This is a genomic window from Ruminococcus sp. (genome assembly GCF_017650195.1).
In the GTDB taxonomy this organism is placed as follows: Bacteria; Bacillota; Clostridia; order Oscillospirales; family Ruminococcaceae; genus Ruminococcus.
Window position 1 is genome coordinate 1 of sequence record NZ_JAGCFH010000105.1, and the last position, 16,854, is coordinate 16,854.

Sequence of the window (16,854 nt, forward strand, 5' to 3'; positions counted from 1 at the left end):
ATTGTGAGTGATTTAGCGCCGTTGTGCGGGAACTCTGCAACATTGTTGATAGCGCCGTCTGTAGTGCTCTCTTCCTTCTTTGCATTGAGGCTTGAGCCTTCGAGAACAACGTCATCTCCGCTTGAAGAGCTGCCGCCGCCGTAGGTGGTAACTGTTGTGGTCGTTGTATTGTCATTATTACCGCCGTAAGTTGTAACGGTGGTAGAAGTTGTTGTGTTATCGGTGCTGCTTGAACCGCTTCCATTGTAGATCTTTGTAACACCGGGGATATTGGTTTCGATAGAGCCTGACTTGTAGAAGTGGTAGAGACCTGCTGCCGCACCAACGAAGCCTGCATTATAGTCGCAGGCAACTTCGTTGCCGACATAGTCTGAACGAACATCTGTATAAGTACCGTTTGCGTCTACAGGACCGCCGCAGAGAGCGCCTACGAGAACGTTCTGGTTCTGAACGCCGTCATTCTCGGGAGCTGCACTGTTTGTTCCTGAAGCTGCTCTGTGGTGAGGATTCTTTGAAGAATTGGACTTAAATCCGCATACGAGACAGTAAGACTGACCATTTGCGAATGCTCTGTCACCTGTGAGGTACTGCATCTGACCCTTAGCCCATGAAGGATCTGCCTTGCTGTACTTTGAAGCTATAAGCGAGCACATCTGAGCTGTAGCATTGTGTCTTGCCGAGCCCCACTTGTCGTAGAACTTGTAGCCGTCACCGCCGCCGAGGTCGTGAACTCCACCCCAGTCTCCGGTGATCTCACCCTTAAGTATAGAAGCACCTGTAGCAACATTCTCCCAGTTCATGACCCACCAGCCCTCGGGGCAGTTGTTAAGATCGTTCTTGTACTGGTCGTCCTTTGTTGCGATGTAGAGCCAGCCTGCTGCCCATGCGAGCTCGTCTGCGGAGCCGCTTTCGCCGCTGCCGTAGAATTCACATGAGTAAGTTGCGGGATTCTGCTTTGAGAAGCTGTAAAGAGCCTTAGCGTACTTGAGGTCTTCTTCGTTGCCGAAGTTTACATAGTTAGCTGCGAGAGCTGCTGCATATTCAGCGGTAACGTTAGCGGCGCCGCCTGTTGACCAGAGCATACGTCTGCTGCCGTTTTGTGTCTCAGGGGGGCCCCAGTAATCGTGGTCGGAGTTTCCTTCGCCCTTTTCAATAAGAACCTTAGATACGTTGTTGCCGTTTAGAACTGTAGCGTCACGCATGAATTTTGCGAAACGGTCTGTTATGACCTTAAGATGAGCTGTCTGACCTGTTGAGTCGAATGCGTCCTTGAATTCGTAGTAAGCCCAGCCGAGAGTAGAAGCTGTATAGCCTTCGGGCTGACCGAACCATACATGGTCACCTGCGTCGTGGAAACCGCCGGGAACCTCATCGTCCATATGGCAGTTACCTCTCCATGAGAGAGCGCAGTCCGAATTGTTGCCGCACATATTTGCGTCATAGAAATAGAGGGAATACTGAAGAAGTTTAGCGTAGTTGTCACCGTCTGCTGCATTTGATATGAGAGAGGGAGTCACCACTGCGGACAGAGGTGATACAAATGCAGAAACAGCTACTGCGCTGCTTATGATGGCTGATTTCAGCCTGTTGAATTTTATCATGTTATCACTCTTCTTTCAAAATTTTTTGCCTATAATATGCCTCAAAATACATTATACAGGGTTTAGGGAAAAAATTGGTTACAAAACAGTAACAGAAATATTACAATTTGGTGAAATGCGTGCTAAAAAGAGCAATTTCAGCATAGTGCGCAAAAAACGCCTTATGATATTGTATATTATCACCATAAATATCCTGTAAGTATATTAACAAAAGGAAATCCGCGCAAAGGCGTGCTTTGCGCGGAAACAAATGGGGATTATGTAGTCGTTAAAGATTTGATAAGACCGAGTAGCAGCTTTTGTATAGCCTGTGCGTCATTGTTTGTCAGACCGTTTCCGTCTGCGTCCCCGTTGTCTATACCCTGTTGGGTGATATGTTTTTCATCGGTGCCGTTCACACCGTATTTATTGGGATTTGCCAGCGACTGCATTATGAGCACTGCGTCAGCCATATCCACCTGACCGTCAAGATTGGTATCGCCTTTGATAGCGGCATTTCCCTTGACCATCAGTACGTCCAAATACGTAACATTCGGAGTACCCCCGTCCCTGATGTCTTCCATGACTTCGACGAAGGTATATCCGTCAGCCTCTGCAAAAATATCGCTGATAGAGTGGCTCTTTGCGTCTTTGTACTTTGCATAGTTGTATATTACAGGGTTAGCATCTGCTGTATTATACCTGTATACCGGACCTGTGAAAACTTCGCGTCCGTCTATCTCATAAACAATATGTGTTGAGAATGTCAGTGTGGCGTTGTTTATGAGCTCACCGGTTTCCTTGTCCTTTACGGTTATAACATCGGAATACTGTGGTATCCCGCTGTCAGCCTTTAATGTTATGGGGAACCTGAAACTGTTGAACCTTATCCTTTCACCTTTCGAGGTCGAGGCATCACTAGTGTATTCTACCGTATAGTCTCCGGGTTCAAGAGTGCTAAACTTGTTTCCGTACAGCCATGTGCTTTTGTCTTTTCTTATTATTGCATTTTCGGGATAGAGTGTGATATTTTCGTATATCTTGGAATCACTGTACATTGTACCTGCTCTGCTTCCTTCTGCCTCGAACCAGCGCGTCTCGTAGCGTGCCTTTACTGACACACCTGAGAGGTCAAGCTCCTCGCCTGTGGTATAGACTGTTTTTGAAGGATATGAAATGACCTCCTGCACGATCAGTTCGGGCATCAGTGTGATGGTTATCAGCGGAGCTTCCGTAGTAGTGACAGTTGTGGTGACGCTTGATGAGGTGACTGATGTGGTGGTAGTCGTTACGGTGGCGGTTTCGGTAGTTGTGTTATTGTTCTTGCCGTTTCCGAATTTGAAGCTCTCGTTTATTTCGCTTGCGCTCTTTGCAAGAGCGTCCATGGCAGAGGCGTCTCCGCCGTAGAGATTCGCTATGCCTGCACAGGCTATTGCGAAGCAGCCGTTGTAGTCTAGAGCACCCTCAGTGTACTGGTATTTGTCAGTCTGATCCTGATATCCGCTCATGTCATCGCCGCCTACGAGGAGACCGTAAGCTGTGTACTTTGCAGAGGGATTGGACGAAGCGCCGTTAGCGTCCGTGCCGGGATTAGCTGCGCGGTGGTGTATATGTACCGGCCATTTTGTTCCGTATCCGAGAAGAAAACTGTATCCGAGGCTGTTATCGCCGAGGATATGATCCATCTGGTACTTTGCAGCCTTAGCGTATTCTGCGTCCGGGTCGCCCTTTGCAAGAGCGAGGGCGTCCATTTGCTTGGCGCAGTTGTAACGTGAAGCGCCCCAGCCGTCGGCGTTGTATGTGCCGACCTTTAGGTCACCCTGACTTTGCAGCTCTACTTTGAGTTCGTCTGCGAAAGTCTGATCGTCAGTAGCCTTATACATCATAGCTGAATAGCCCTGCCATACCTTGTTCCAGCAGTATACCCAGCCGTCGTACTGGCTGTTGCCGTAGTCCTTGTTCTTGGGAACTCTTGTAGGTTTGCTGCCTGCATCGTTTATCCAAAGCCACGCCTGAGCGAGAGCCTCCTCGTCCTGATACTGAGCCTCTGTGCCATAGTAATCGGAGAGACCTCCGCCTTCGTTGCCTACGTGCTTCTGACCGAATTCAAGAAGAGCCTTTGCATATTTGAGACACTTTGCTGAGTAGTCTGGGTCGCTCTCTTTTACAACATAGGCTGTTCCGGCAAGTCCTGCTGCCATTTCACAGCATACTGCGGAATTGTTCTTATTTGCGGTCAGCCAGTATATTGGTCTTGCGTAGGTCTGCACCTCGGGAGCCGACCATATAGCATGGTCTTCTACTCCGTTTGCCACGACATGAGCTATAGCAGCAACATTTCCTGAATTATCGAGGAATGTAGTTTTCATCAGGTAATCGGCTCCCCATTTCAGCTCGTAAATAAGGTGATCCTTGCAGCCTGCTTTTTCGTATACTCCAGGGTTGAGGTAATCTGACATAGCAAGACTGCTTATGCCGAAGCCGATAGTGAGATTGAATTTTATATGGTCGCCTGCGTCGTGGAAACCGCCTGATACATCGACCTTTCCGTCACCGTCGGGATCGACGGCGGACTTCAGTGAACCGTCAAGTTCGCCGACAGATGCCTGTGCGTCGTATGTATGGCAGTCGCCCCTCCATGTGAGGGGGCCGTCAGTTATGCCCTTTCCGCAGGCATTTGCATCGTACATATACAGCGACATTGCTAAAGCCTCGTAATAATTGTTATCTGCAGCGCTTACAGTCATAACTGGTACTGCCGATATTGCAGAAGCTGCAGCAATGGCAGCCGAAACTACTGCTGACATGATCTTTCTCCCAATAATGTTTGAATGCTTCATTTCAAACACCCCTCTCATACTTTATAGAAGTATAAACTTCTATAATATATTATAACATATTTTTTACAGATTTTGTGAATATTTTATGTAATTACGCACAAAGCGGCAAATCTTTGTGGGATACATCAAAAACGTCGTATATCATTTGTGCGATATACCAGTCAGGGGATAAGAATAGGGCTGCAGCAGGCAGCCCTATTCTTGATATGACTATGCGGGGCGCACTCAGTACGCCCCGCATCTAAGCGGTAAAGCCGCTTCATTATTGTTGATCGTTGTATTTTGTCAGCTCTTCGTCGATAATGGGAGACATTCTGTCCCTGAGTTCGCCCCATGATCCTACGGGAGCGCCGCCCTCAAGGAGAGCAGAGGTTATATTGTTCATTACGCCGCGTGTTTCAAAGGTGTAGTTGCCGTTGCCGTACATTTTTTCACTCATTCCGTAGCCGAGATCGAAAACGGGAGTGACCTTTGACGGGTCGAGGAATTCATGTATAGCGTTGTACTGCTCTTCGGTTATCTCCTTCAGAGACCTTTCCTTTGCGGAGTCCTTAAGCTCTGTCACCGCAAGACGTTCGCATTTAAGATATGTGGCTACAGCCTTGCCCTTTGTAGAAGTCTTGACCAGCATACGTGCATTTGCCTTGCAATTGATATAGTTCTTGTCTGCGCCGGGCATTTTCGGGAAGGGCACAACCATTATATCCAGATCACGGTTGTACTTGTCGGATATAGGCAGGGACCAGTCCCTTGAGGCATAGAACAGAGTGTTCTGATCGCTCAGGAACATGTCGCTCCAGTTGCTGTTATACAGCCACCTTGAACGAATATCCTGCATGAAGGATTCAGCACTCTCTATCTTGGGATCGCCTATATTGTTTTTTAGGCTGTTGCCATCGAAGCCGATAACTGTGCTGCCTGTAGAGGATAGTATCGCCTCTCCATAGAAGCCGCTTATGCCAAAATGGTGCGCAGACGTCTCACTTCCGGAGAACTTGTTTATCATATCCAGCATAGCGTTCCAGTCCCATTTGCCATCCTTGTATAGGGTGTAGGGGTCATCTATGCCCTCGGACTGCATTAGCTTTCTACTGTAGGTGAGGAGATATGGCTCAGAAAGAGAGTATGGCACAACATAGTGTTCACCCTTGTAGGCGAACATATCTATCACCTCTGACATATCGTCCCAGATACCCTCGTTCATGCCAAGCTGGTCATAGTAGGGGTCGAGAGGCTGGAAGAGGTCTCGGCATACGCCTTCCGGGAAAGTTCCGTCCTCGTAGGGGAACATATCCACCTCTTCACCGGCATTTATCATCTCCGCAAGTTTAGAGAGCTTGTTGTCCGGGGTAGTCTGTACATAATTTATCCTTCCGCCGTATATGTCCTCATAGATAGCGAGAGCTGCAGGGCGCTCGTAGCCGGGATCGTTGAGGTCATAGTCTGCCAGCCATGTTATCTCGGCATCATGGGGATCGGCTGCAGGAGCGGTACTTTCAGCAGCTGCCGTGCTTTCCGGCTCGGATACGTCAGGCATGTTGTTTTTGTTCTTTTTGCTGCATGAGACTGCACATGAAAGAACAGTCACAGAAGCTATGAGAGCCGCTGGGACTCTCCAGGGATTTGTCATTATAATAGCTCCTTTCGGAAGCTGCGGTTACCGCAGCTCAGTCTTTAACTATTATACCCGTTTCGTTCCCACCTGTCAAGGATGGTATGGAGACTGACATATACTTTGTCCCCGTAACACGGAGCTTTACCGACATTAAAATACTTTTTTAGTAGAGTCTTTGGTGAAAAATGCCAAAAACGGAGTACGTTATATGTCAACTTGGTAAAAAATTGCGGAATCTGTGCAAAATCGCGTGACATTTTAAAATTCCTGTGATATAATATTAAGGAAGTTTTAATAACAACGGGTAGCAGTCTGCCCGATCAATACAGAAAGGGATTTATCATAATGGATGACAACAGATACAGTTCCAACCGTCCCCGCAGAAGAGTATCCCGCAGGACATACAGAAACAGAAGGCTTGTAGCGCTTGCGATAATAGCGTTTCTTGTGCTTCTTTTTGTCGTGCTCATCGCTAATGCCTGCAAAAAGAAGTCTGATACAAAGACTGGTTCCAAGAGCAAGAACGACACGACCATAACCACCACAACAACTACTACCGATCCTTCGGTAACTACTACGGCTGTTACCACTACGGCGCTTACAGTTCCTGAAAACAAGAGCGATTTCAAGCTTGACAAGCAGGCTGTGTACATCAGCGTAGGCGAAAAGGATATGCCGAGAGTACTTGAATATCCTGACGGCACGTATGAAGCGGACGAGAGATGGTCCTCCAGCGATCCGAGTATAGCTACTGTTGATTCTTACGGTCATATCACCGGCGTCTCGCCCGGAGTATGCTCTGTGACACTGAAATCTGCGGCAGATCCCAGTCAGGAAGTGCAGATAAAGGTAACTGTCCGCGGCGACAGTACAGATAACAATTCAACTTCGCCTCAGTCAAACAGGGCTGAGGCTCCTGCCCCTTCTGTAGATGATACAGAGGGGCTTACTTATGTTAACGGGATTCTTATCGTGAACAAAGAGTACGGTCTTCCTGCGACCTACGCTCCAAAGATGAACGAGCTTTGCTATCAGCAGTTCAGTCAGCTCTCTTCAGCAGCTGCTAAGGAGGGATTGAAAATATACCTTGGCTCGGGGTATATAGCCTACAAGGATCAGGAGAAGATATATAACGGTGATGTCGAAAAGTATGGCGAGTCCTTGGCTGACACCTTTTCTGCCCGTCCCGGTCATGCCGAGAGTCAGACCGGTCTCAGCATAGACTGCAATACCGCAGACTCCGCCTTTGGGTATACTGCTGAGGCTGCGTGGCTTGCACAGCATGCCCACGAGTACGGGTTCATAATCCGATATCCTTTGGGCAAGGACAATATTACGGGCTATCAGTATCAGCCGTGGCACATAAGATATGTTGGCTCCACCGTCGCTGAAAGGATATACAAAAGCGGAGTATGTCTCGAAGAGTACCTCGGCGTGGCATGATGAACGAAAAGGCAGCCCCTGTCGGCAGACAGGGGATTTTGATATAATTTAAGAAGGAAAAGGCGGTGCGGTATGCCAAGATTTTTTACCAATGAGATAGATGAGAACAATATAGTACTGACAGGAAGCGATGCAAACCACATAGGACGTTCCCTGCGTATGAGACCGGGCGAGGAGGTAACAGTCTGCTGCAACGGTACGGACTACCGCTGCACTATCGGCAGTATAACTGCTGATACCGTGTACCTCGACCTCGCGGAGAAGCATAGGTGCGCGGCAGAGCCGGATATCGAGGTCACTCTTTTTCAAGCTGTCCCGAAGCTGGACAAGCTGGAATATATCATACAGAAAAGCGTGGAACTGGGAGTTTCCAGAATAGTGCCGGTGATGACGAGAAGGTGTATATCCCGGCCCGATTCGAAGGACTTTGAACGGAAGAAGCTGCCAAGGTTGAACAAGATAGCAGAAGAAGCCGCAAAGCAGTCGGGAAGGGGCATCGTCCCTGAGGTAACAGATATGGTGAGCCTTGGAGAAGCTCTTGACATGATGAAGGAGCTGGACAGGACTGTTCTCCTGTACGAGGAGGAGGGGGGCTGCTCCTTCAATGAGGTGGGTTTTGACAGTGTGAAAACTGTCGGTGTCTTCATCGGGAGCGAGGGTGGCTTCGACCGCGAGGAGGCGGAAGCAGCCGTAAAAATAGGCGCAAAACAGGTGTGGCTGGGCAGGAGAATTCTGCGTTGTGAAACTGCACCAATAACAGCCCTTTCAATTTTGATGTTTTTAACAAATAATATGTAAAGAGTTGAAATTTCAAAAAAGGTATGATATAATATTTATAGATTATCGGAGTCCGATCGCAAGCGGGTCGGTAATACTAATTCTTGCGGAGAAAAGAGGAAATTGATATGAATAAGTTTTTAGTTGCAATTTTAGCTGCAGGCGCAGCAGCTGCTGTAGGATATGTCGCTGCACAGGCTCTCAAGGATAAGAGTTCGGATTCTGATTATGACGATGATGATTACGATGATTTCGATAACTTCGATACAGACGAGAGCGTTGATTTCGAGGTAAGCGGTGACGCTGCTGAAGAGACAAAGGACAACGCTGATGAAGATGCCGAGGACGCTGACAAGGCTGACGAGGACGAAGCTTGATTCTGAGTATATCGTAAGGGAGCATAATGCTCCCTTTTGTTTTTATATGCCGCGGCAAAAAAATATGGAAACTTTGATATATTATTGTGTGAAGTTACAAATCGTATGATTCGTACTTGACATTCATGACCTGTTCTGGTATAATATAAAAGCTGTCCGTCAAGGACTTGGCGAAGAATGTGGATCCGAGGCGTAGCTCAGTTTGGTAGAGTGCTTGCTTTGGGAGCAAGATGCCGCAGGTTCGAGTCCTGTCGCCTCGACCAATAAAAATTAAAAAAGTACTTGACAAGCAGTAGCGAATGTGATATAATAATTAAGCATTAGCGCTGGTGTAGCTCAGTTGGTAGAGCAGCTGATTTGTAATCAGCAGGTCGGGGGTTCGAGTCCGTCCACCAGCTCCATTATTTTGTCCTGTGACAAAATAATCATTCTTATGGGAGAGTTCCCGAGTGGCCAAAGGGGGCAGACTGTAAATCTGTTGCTTTTCAGCTTCGATGGTCCGAATCCATCCTCTCCCACCAGAAACGCCCCGAAAATTTTTCGGGGCTGTTTTTGTTTGAGCCACTGCACCTGACCTTGCAATATCTCTGCAAGGGCTTTTTTATGTCCGGAAAAAAAGATGATTTGCACGGAAATATAGCATTAATGTTTATAAAAGTATAAAGAATGTAGGAGGTAATCATGGTAAAAGCGAATGTGAAATACGACATAAAAGTACACTCAGTAGAAGTCAGAACATCTCTTCAGTACAGATTCTACCGTCTGCTTGCCGTCTTAGGTGCTGTTGAGTTCGTAATCATGTCATTTGCAGTAGTGATATCTGTATTCGGCAGGCATAAGCTCACCCTTGACCTCGTACTTTATCTTTCCATATTTCTGGGAATATTTATCGGAAGCGCACTAAAGCTTATGACAATGAGCCCTGTCAGATCATTCCGAAAACTTTCCTCATTCTACCCAGGCCTTAACTATGAGGTGACCGTGGGAGGAGAAAACATAGAGCTCAGAGCATCATCGGACAGCTCAAAAAACCACAGTGTTTACAGTATTTCGCGGCTGGTGTCAGCTCGTGAGACTATGGGCTATTTCAAGCTGAATATAAGTGAGGGAGGCAGTATATTCTTCTCGGATACGGATATCACAGAGGGTAATGCCGACGATTTGAGGAAATTTCTCAGTGACACCCTCGGAAACAGATATACCGTAAAGGAGGGCTTGCTTTGATAGTTGTGAAGGCAAAACCCTCAAAGGAAAGTATTGTTAGACTTTACAGCGTGACTTCTCCGCCGAAGCGGACTGTAGCGGCATTTGCAGTTTTACTGCTGATAATACTTACAACGCTGATACTCAGCATCATATATTATAAGCATGGCGACGGAGATATACTGTTTGTTGTGACCGGCGCCGTAATGCTCTCTGCGACGCTCATATTCCTTGCAAGGATACTCCGTTATCCTGCAAAGAGAGCAAGAATAGTAAAGAAGAACGCCCTCGACCTTAAGTATACTTACACCTTCACTGATGCGGACTGCATTTTTACCGCTGAGGGCACAGGTATAAGTTCCCGATTCGAGCAGAGCTACAGCGCACTGCAAAAGGCTGTGTATAGGGAGGGGTGGTTCGTGGTGATATTCGGCACAGGCGCGGGCATAGCCTTTCACGAGAACAGTTTTACACAGGGGACTCCTCAGCAGTTGTCGGCTATTCTTCGCGAAAAGCTTGGCAAAAAATACAAGGTAAAGTGAAATGGTAAGAGCAAGAGTAAAATACCAGCAGCATCATCTCAGAGCACTGTATGCTCTTACTAAGCTACCCTATATATTGAAAAATATCATAAGCGACTGCCTGTGGTTTGCCGGCAGTTTATCCGCAATGATATATCTGCTTTATTATTCACGGAAATATCCGGGAAAAGAGGTTACGTTCCTGATAGTGTGCAGCGCTTTGTTTGCATTGTGGACTGCAAAGGATGTAATCAAGATACTGAAAGAGGACTGCGGAAAAATGAAGCTTCCATCGTATGATTTCGTTATGGACTTCTCATTCGCGGATGACTTTCTTGATGAACAGAAAACGGGAGAGAATTTCACCGTAAATAAGATTTTTCCATACAGTAGCCTGCACCATGCAGTTGAGACGATGAATTACTTCTTTATATTTATAGATAAAGGAAGAGCTTTTATCATACACAAATCCGAACTGACAGAGGGAAATGTATATGAGCTCGGAGCAATGCTTGATGAAAAGCTCGGCAGCCGTTTCTCTGACAAAAGGAGCGTGAATATATGATAAAAGCTGATGTGCGGGGCACAAAAGAAAATTTCAGGGCATCGCTTCGTATGATATTCACTTTTCGACATTGGCTGATGCTCATAGTTTATATAGCTCTGACAGCGGTATGCTTTCTTATTTGCGTAAATTTCCTGAGAAGTGCGTTCAGGAATAAATATAATATGTTCAGTTCCATTCCTGCGGTGTATATTTTCTGCGGTGCAGCTTGCTTTATCATGGGTATCGAGATGATACTGCGCATTGTATTTCTGATAAAGGGCTGGGCAACCATTAAAAGAAAAGTCGATTTAATTCATAAGTTCCTCACTTTTGAGGAGGACGGCTACACCGTCAGCTATTACGATGAAAAAGGCGTTTCCTTCGAGGGAAGATACAGTTATTCTGCGGTGGATCGGATGATAACATACAGGGATTTTATATGTTTAAGGTCTCCTGATGACGATACGACCTTCCGCCTTTCCGAGATCACCTGTGGTACTGCCGATCAGCTTATGGCTCTGCTCCGGGAAAAGCTTGGAGAAAAGCATATAGCGAAATGACGCGGCAGGTGCGGATAACAAATATTAAAAGGAGAAAACTATGACTATTTGCAGGATTGATGATGCTGACAGGCTAGATGTTTCATATCAGAAAAAGATGTCCTCCGGGACAGCTCTTACTTTAGTGCTGTCGGTATTGATATTATTTGCCGGACTTTTTGCATATGGCTCTATTTCAATTTCTGACAGTGATATTAATGCAGGCTTCATATTGATACTGATACCTGTTCTTATTGTTCTTCTGCTGGTGCTGAGAGTCAGAAGAAAAATGAAGGATTCAGGCTATTTCATGGCGTATGTGATAAACGATGACGAGGTATATCAGATAGACGTTATAAAAGCCTGCACCAACGATACGCTTTTTGGTGAGAAGTACAGTATACTCATCGGCGGCAGTCTTGCACGCGCAAACCGCATCATGAAAAATCTGAAAAGGATTCCGACGACATCTTATGTGGACGGCTTTGTATGCAGCAGACCGGTGGCAGAATACAGCGGAAGTATTATAGACAAGGTCTTTTCGATTGATGAGGGAAGGGAGTTCCTTAAGGTTACGGCACAGCTTACTGCTGTGAACAGGAGCGCAGCTCTGGTGCCGACGCGCAGGAAAACGCTGTATATTCCCCTCAGCTTCACAAATATGGACGAGCTTCGTTCCCGTCTGGAATTTCTCATGTAAAAACCGGTGAAAACCGTTAACATATAAAGATAAAGGTAAATACAACTTGGAGGAAAGAAAATATGATTAGAGAAGACTTAAGAAACATTGCTATTATCGCTCACGTTGACCACGGCAAGACCACACTCGTTGACGAGATGCTCAAGCAGGGCGGCGTTTTCCGCGAGAATCAGGCAGTAGCCGAGCGAGTAATGGACTCGAACGACCTTGAGAGGGAAAGAGGTATCACTATACTTGCGAAGAATACCTCAGTAATGTACAACGGAACAAAAATAAACATCATTGACACTCCTGGTCATGCCGATTTCGGCGGCGAGGTTGAGCGTGTGTTGGAAATGGTGGACGGCGTTCTGCTGCTGGTAGACGCAGCTGAGGGACCCATGCCACAGACACGTTTCGTGCTTTCAAAGGCGCTTGAAATGGGACATAAGATAATAATAGTAGTTAACAAGATAGATCGTCCCGACGCTCGTCTTGACGAGATAGGCGATGAGGTGCTGGAACTCCTCCTCGACCTTGACGCTAACGAAGAACAGCTTGAAAGTCCGCTGCTCTTCTGCTCGGGAAGAAGCGGAACGGCTTCACTCAGTCAGTACGAGGCTGGTACAGACTTAAAGCCTCTCTTTGATACTATCATCAACTACATCGAGCCACCGAAGGGTGAGGAGAATGATCCTCTACAGATGCTCATATCCTCTATCGACTACAACGAGTACGTTGGACGTATCGGTATCGGACGTATCGTAAGAGGCAAGATAGCAGTCAACCAGCAGGTAACTGTCTGTGACTATACAGGCTCAAAGAAGAACTACAACGCAAAGATAGTTTCTCTTCTGCAGATACAGGGACTCAACCGTGTTCCCGTACAGGAGGCACAGGTCGGCGATATTGTGTGGATATCTGGTATCGAAAATATCACTATCGGTGATACTATCTGTGCTACAGATACTCCCGATCCGCTTCCCTTCGTAAAAATAAGCGAGCCTACTGTGGAAATGACATTTTCCGTAAACGACAGCCCCTTCGCAGGACGTGAGGGCAAGTTCGTTACCTCCCGTCAGCTCCGCGAGAGACTTTTCAGGGAGCTCCTCAAGGATGTTTCTCTTCGCGTTGAAGAAACAGAGAGTACTGACGCATTTCGCGTAGCCGGAAGAGGAGAGATGCACCTTTCCATACTTATCGAGAATATGCGCCGTGAGGGCTATGAGCTGGGAGTTTCCACACCAAGAGTTCTCTATAGGACCGACGAGAACGGCAGAAAGCTTGAACCTATCGAGCGCCTTGTTATCGACGTTCCTGAGGACTGTGTAGGTTCAGTAATGGAGAAGATAGGCACACGTAAGGGCGATATGGTTGATATGCACCCACAGGGAAGCCGTATGCGTATAGAGTTCCTTATCCCTGCAAGAGGACTTTTCGGCTATAAGAGCGAGTTCCTCACAGATACAAAGGGTGAGGGCATTATGAGTCACGTATTCGATGGATATCAGCCCTATAAGGGCGATATCGAGCGTAGAAACACAGGCTCACTCATCTCCTTCGAGACTGGCGAGGCTGTCACCTACGGACTTTACAACGCTCAGGAGCGCGGACAGCTCTTCATAACCTCTGGTACTCCTGTATACGAGGGAATGGTAGTTGGCGCTTCTCCAAAGACAGAGGATCTTGTAGTAAATGTCTGCAAGAAGAAGCATCTTACAAATACCCGTGCAAGCGGAAGTGACGACGCTCTACGCCTTGTTCCGCCGAGAGTTCTCAGCCTTGAGGACTGCCTTGAATTTCTTGCCGACGACGAGCTCCTTGAAGTAACTCCGGAGTCACTTCGTATTAGAAAACGCGTCCTTAGCAATACACAGAGGGCGAAGGAAAGAGGAAAGAAAGCATGAGAACGGCTGAGATTTCATTAAATCAACACATATAAATCATACAGTTTGCAGGTTTGGGAGATATAATATGAAAAGATTATTGTGCGTTTCATTTTTTCTGGCACTTACAGCAGTTCTTACGGGCTGCGGAGAGAGTACAGGCAAGGCGGACAACGCTTCAACGCCGACCACTCAGAAGGTGACCGAAGAGGCTGATACCACTGCCGAGCCGGGAACCTACGAGCCGCTTGCAACAGTTAGAGAACGCGATATCGTTTCAAACGAAATATATGATTATGAGATATATGACGGCGGCGTCATTATCACCAAATATAAGGGCAGCGACACTGAGGTGACGATACCCGATGAGATCGATGGTAGTCCTGTTACGGAGATAGGCTTTTATGCCTTTGAAGCAATGGGTGTTTCATCGGTAACTCTTCCGGAGACCGTAAGAGTCATTGGAGAGGGTGCCTTCATCGACTGTACTGCACTTGTAAGCATAAACCTTCCGTCGGGACTGACCACCGTAGAGCGCGGCGCTTTTGCTGGCTGTACGGCTATTCCGGAACTGACGGTACCTGCCGGAGTCAAAGAGATAAAAAGAGGGGCTTTCGCAGGCTGCACATCACTGACATCACTGGAATTGCTGAGCGCTGATCTCAGCTATGACGAATGGGGAATAGAGGACTTACCTGATCTTAAGATATATGCACCAGAAGGTTCGGCAGCAGCCGGCTGGGCAGGTGCAATGGGTAAATTATCGGTCAATTGATTCAATGAGAGGAAATGGTTTATGAAAAATTCAAAGCTTTTAGCAGTGCTGCTGGCAGCAGTAGCAGGAACACAGTGCCTTACAGGCTGTTCGGGAAAGAAAGGCAGTAATGTGCAGCTCTATGCTGATACGGCTGCAACGTCAGATACAGAGTCGGCAGCAGGAGGCTCAGAGTTCTCCGGCGACAATTATCAGAAGGAGGAGTATGCGGATCAGCTTCTTGAATACGTTAATTCCATAGAAGTTGACGACAGCGAGCTGGACCTCGGTTCTGTCGATGATGATCTTATAACTCCCGAGGAGGGATCAGTGGATTACGATCTCGGCTCCTACAGACTCAGCAGCGGCGGCATCAAGCTTTACTATAACGCAGATGATTTCCCGAGGGAGCTCATGCTTACCTTCGAGAAGTACTTTGAGTCCTTTGCGTCTGCGGATTACAATAACTATCTGAAGTGCCTTTTCCCCGAGTATATCCCCGAAATGGAAGCAGCTCTCGCAAAGAACGAGGATCACGACATGAAGGCTTCCTTTGTAAATCAGTGCTCTAATCTTGCCGACAAGATGCACGGCGATTTCAAGATCACCCGTATCAAGGTGGAAAAGAACGCTGAGCAGGAGGATGGAACAGACAGCCTTGAGGAGTATTTCAAACCTCTCAGCAACTATTTCGGCAAGGACTATTACAGCGAGGTTAAGGAGCAGTGCGATGATATCATCGACGCCTGCTTCTATGTAATGGCTGAGAATGCTTACGGTCAGGAGACCATGATGGTACAGGGCTTCAAGATCGCATTTGCTGTAAAGGACGGCAAGTATTATACATTCGGATAAGGGGGGATTCTGATATGAAGAAGTTTATATCAAGGACGTTTGCTTTAATCGCAGCGGCGGCAATAATGCTGTCTGCGGCAGTATCCTGCAGCGAAAGTGAGGCAGACAAGCGTGCAAAGAAGGATACTAACCTTGCAGGCGGTGATGTTGACGATAACGTAAGCCTTGATCTCGACCAGATGCCCTACGGCGCTGAGTATCAGAAGCTGCTTCCCGAGGATTACGATACACCTCTGGGAGTTGACCGCGATCCTAGATACGTTTCCGACGCGGAGGCTGCAAAGTTAGCGGACTACTTCTACGCTATCTCGGAAAAGGATCCTGCATACCTTGAAAAAGCTCTTCATCCGGATTTCCTTAAATATGTGCTCGAGACCACCAGCTCGGAAAGCGCTCAGGATTTCCTTGAGAAGGAATACGAACTTATCAAGCAGTACACTGGTTCGGATTTCACATTTACCTTTGTGCTTGTTGACGGTATCATGAAGAATACCGATGTAACAGGTATGGAGGCGTATGACGCACGTCTTGAAAAGGCTGTACCCAATGCGAACGTCAGCGATAAGAAGGCTCTTATGGTCAACTGCACCTACTCCAAGCCAAACGACGGCGGCAGCTATTCGTTGCAGATGAGGTTAGGAGAATATGTTACTCTCTGCGTATACACTATCGATGGAGAGCCTTACGTTGTATTTTAACATAACAGAAAGGGGCTGTAAAATAACAGCTTCTTAAAACAATACTGTTGCCCCTTCAAGTAAAATTTGAAGGGGCAACGATTTTTTACTCTGATTTATTAAAAACACTTGGATCTCCCAGAAACAGTGTATAACGAACAAGCAGAAAGAAAAAATGCAGTTCTTCGTCTCGTAATTTGATTATATCACTAAAAACAGCTGCACGCAAGTTTTGTGCAGCTTGTTTTTTGCTATAAAATTTGGGGCCTCTTTACGAGGCCCCGTGTTCGTTTGGGAGACTGAGTTTTTTACAGCTCCTTATTGCTTTCTGTTAGAAAATGCCGTTTATGGCGGTGCAGAGCTTGTTTTGAGATGAAAAAGACACGGGAAAACGGGAGGTTGTATAATATTGTCAAAACATTACTTGGCGTAAATAAAAGTTTGGATAATGCTCCTATTTTATTCCTTTGAGAAATATGATAGAATAAGAGTGATATATTGTTTTTATATATTAAACATATTTGAAAGAGGGAGTTAAATGAAAAAGCATAAGATCGCGGC

Annotated in this window: 15 protein-coding genes and 3 tRNA genes; 15 read left to right on the forward strand and 3 right to left on the reverse strand. The window is 46.8% G+C overall.

Going from position 1 to position 16,854, the window contains the following annotated elements; translation table 11 throughout:
* The 3 genes from J6U00_RS05075 to J6U00_RS05085 form a co-directional block, all read right to left on the reverse strand.
* A partial coding sequence (locus tag J6U00_RS05075) for a glycoside hydrolase family 9 protein (RefSeq protein WP_296579772.1) occupies window positions 1–1,601 on the reverse strand: 1,601 nt, incomplete at its 3' end.
* A 257-nt stretch (window positions 1,602–1,858) separates the two neighbouring features.
* Entirely contained in the window at window positions 1,859–4,420 is a 2,562-nt protein-coding gene (locus tag J6U00_RS05080) for a glycoside hydrolase family 9 protein (RefSeq protein WP_296579777.1), read from the reverse strand.
* A 262-nt stretch (window positions 4,421–4,682) separates the two neighbouring features.
* Window positions 4,683–6,050, reverse strand: coding sequence for an extracellular solute-binding protein (locus tag J6U00_RS05085; protein WP_296579781.1), 1,368 nt, complete (start codon window positions 6,048–6,050; stop codon window positions 4,683–4,685).
* A 330-nt stretch (window positions 6,051–6,380) separates the two neighbouring features.
* On the opposite strand from J6U00_RS05085, the gene J6U00_RS05090 reads away from it, so the two are divergent.
* From J6U00_RS05090 to J6U00_RS05160, 15 genes are all read left to right on the forward strand, one after another.
* Entirely contained in the window at window positions 6,381–7,478 is a 1,098-nt protein-coding gene (locus J6U00_RS05090; RefSeq protein WP_296579785.1) for a D-alanyl-D-alanine carboxypeptidase family protein, read from the forward strand.
* Between the two features lie 72 nt (window positions 7,479–7,550).
* Window positions 7,551–8,276 carry an RsmE family RNA methyltransferase gene (locus tag J6U00_RS05095; RefSeq protein ID WP_296579787.1) on the forward strand — a complete coding sequence of 242 codons (726 nt, stop codon included), beginning with the start codon at window positions 7,551–7,553 and terminating at the stop codon, window positions 8,274–8,276.
* Between the two features lie 107 nt (window positions 8,277–8,383).
* Window positions 8,384–8,632: a YtxH domain-containing protein gene (locus J6U00_RS05100; RefSeq protein ID WP_296579789.1), complete on the forward strand. Its 249-nt coding sequence runs from the start codon at window positions 8,384–8,386 to the stop codon at window positions 8,630–8,632.
* Between the two features lie 186 nt (window positions 8,633–8,818).
* Window positions 8,819–8,895: transfer RNA gene (locus J6U00_RS05105), tRNA-Pro, on the forward strand.
* Window positions 8,896–8,957: 62 nt separating this feature from the next.
* Window positions 8,958–9,033, forward strand: a tRNA-Thr gene (locus J6U00_RS05110).
* Between the two features lie 34 nt (window positions 9,034–9,067).
* Window positions 9,068–9,153: transfer RNA gene (locus J6U00_RS05115), tRNA-Tyr, on the forward strand.
* 160 nt (window positions 9,154–9,313) lie between these two features.
* Window positions 9,314–9,856, forward strand: a complete 543-nt coding sequence (locus tag J6U00_RS05120; RefSeq protein WP_296579791.1) for a hypothetical protein — start codon at window positions 9,314–9,316, stop codon at window positions 9,854–9,856.
* Window positions 9,853–10,377, forward strand: a complete 525-nt coding sequence (locus J6U00_RS05125) for a hypothetical protein (protein WP_296579793.1) — start codon at window positions 9,853–9,855, stop codon at window positions 10,375–10,377. The genes J6U00_RS05120 and J6U00_RS05125 overlap by 4 nt, the downstream gene beginning before the upstream one ends.
* A gap of 1 nt (window position 10,378) precedes the next feature.
* Entirely contained in the window at window positions 10,379–10,921 is a 543-nt protein-coding gene (locus J6U00_RS05130; protein ID WP_296579796.1) for a YcxB family protein, read from the forward strand.
* Window positions 10,918–11,463, forward strand: coding sequence for a hypothetical protein (locus tag J6U00_RS05135; protein ID WP_296579799.1), 546 nt, complete (start codon window positions 10,918–10,920; stop codon window positions 11,461–11,463). Before J6U00_RS05130 ends, J6U00_RS05135 begins: the two co-directional genes overlap by 4 nt.
* 40 nt (window positions 11,464–11,503) lie before the next feature.
* Window positions 11,504–12,142 carry a hypothetical protein gene (locus J6U00_RS05140; protein WP_296579801.1) on the forward strand — a complete coding sequence of 213 codons (639 nt, stop codon included), beginning with the start codon at window positions 11,504–11,506 and terminating at the stop codon, window positions 12,140–12,142.
* A gap of 62 nt (window positions 12,143–12,204) precedes the next feature.
* Entirely contained in the window at window positions 12,205–14,028 is a 1,824-nt protein-coding gene (gene typA / locus J6U00_RS05145) for a translational GTPase TypA (RefSeq protein WP_296579804.1), read from the forward strand.
* A 67-nt stretch (window positions 14,029–14,095) separates the two neighbouring features.
* Entirely contained in the window at window positions 14,096–14,782 is a 687-nt protein-coding gene (locus J6U00_RS05150; RefSeq protein WP_296579807.1) for a leucine-rich repeat domain-containing protein, read from the forward strand.
* 21 nt (window positions 14,783–14,803) lie between these two features.
* Entirely contained in the window at window positions 14,804–15,616 is an 813-nt protein-coding gene (locus J6U00_RS05155) for a hypothetical protein (protein ID WP_296579810.1), read from the forward strand.
* Between the two features lie 14 nt (window positions 15,617–15,630).
* On the forward strand, window positions 15,631–16,314 hold the full coding sequence (locus J6U00_RS05160; RefSeq protein ID WP_296579813.1) for a hypothetical protein: 684 nt from the start codon (window positions 15,631–15,633) through the stop codon (window positions 16,312–16,314).
* Window positions 16,315–16,854: the final 540 nt, after the last annotated feature.

Coding starts and splice junctions, on each gene's coding strand:
- J6U00_RS05100 (WP_296579789.1), top strand. CDS start 8,384: ATGAATAAGTTTTTAGTTGCAATTTTAGCTGCAGGCGCAGCAGCTGCT.
- typA (WP_296579804.1), top strand. CDS start 12,205: ATGATTAGAGAAGACTTAAGAAACATTGCTATTATCGCTCACGTTGAC.
- J6U00_RS05150 (WP_296579807.1), top strand. CDS start 14,096: ATGAAAAGATTATTGTGCGTTTCATTTTTTCTGGCACTTACAGCAGTT.
- J6U00_RS05155 (WP_296579810.1), top strand. CDS start 14,804: ATGAAAAATTCAAAGCTTTTAGCAGTGCTGCTGGCAGCAGTAGCAGGA.
- J6U00_RS05095 (WP_296579787.1), top strand. CDS start 7,551: ATGCCAAGATTTTTTACCAATGAGATAGATGAGAACAATATAGTACTG.
- J6U00_RS05080 (WP_296579777.1), bottom strand. CDS start 4,420: ATGAAGCATTCAAACATTATTGGGAGAAAGATCATGTCAGCAGTAGTT.
- J6U00_RS05135 (WP_296579799.1), top strand. CDS start 10,918: ATGATAAAAGCTGATGTGCGGGGCACAAAAGAAAATTTCAGGGCATCG.
- J6U00_RS05160 (WP_296579813.1), top strand. CDS start 15,631: ATGAAGAAGTTTATATCAAGGACGTTTGCTTTAATCGCAGCGGCGGCA.
- J6U00_RS05090 (WP_296579785.1), top strand. CDS start 6,381: ATGGATGACAACAGATACAGTTCCAACCGTCCCCGCAGAAGAGTATCC.
- J6U00_RS05130 (WP_296579796.1), top strand. CDS start 10,379: ATGGTAAGAGCAAGAGTAAAATACCAGCAGCATCATCTCAGAGCACTG.
- J6U00_RS05140 (WP_296579801.1), top strand. CDS start 11,504: ATGACTATTTGCAGGATTGATGATGCTGACAGGCTAGATGTTTCATAT.
- J6U00_RS05085 (WP_296579781.1), bottom strand. CDS start 6,050: ATGACAAATCCCTGGAGAGTCCCAGCGGCTCTCATAGCTTCTGTGACT.
- J6U00_RS05120 (WP_296579791.1), top strand. CDS start 9,314: ATGGTAAAAGCGAATGTGAAATACGACATAAAAGTACACTCAGTAGAA.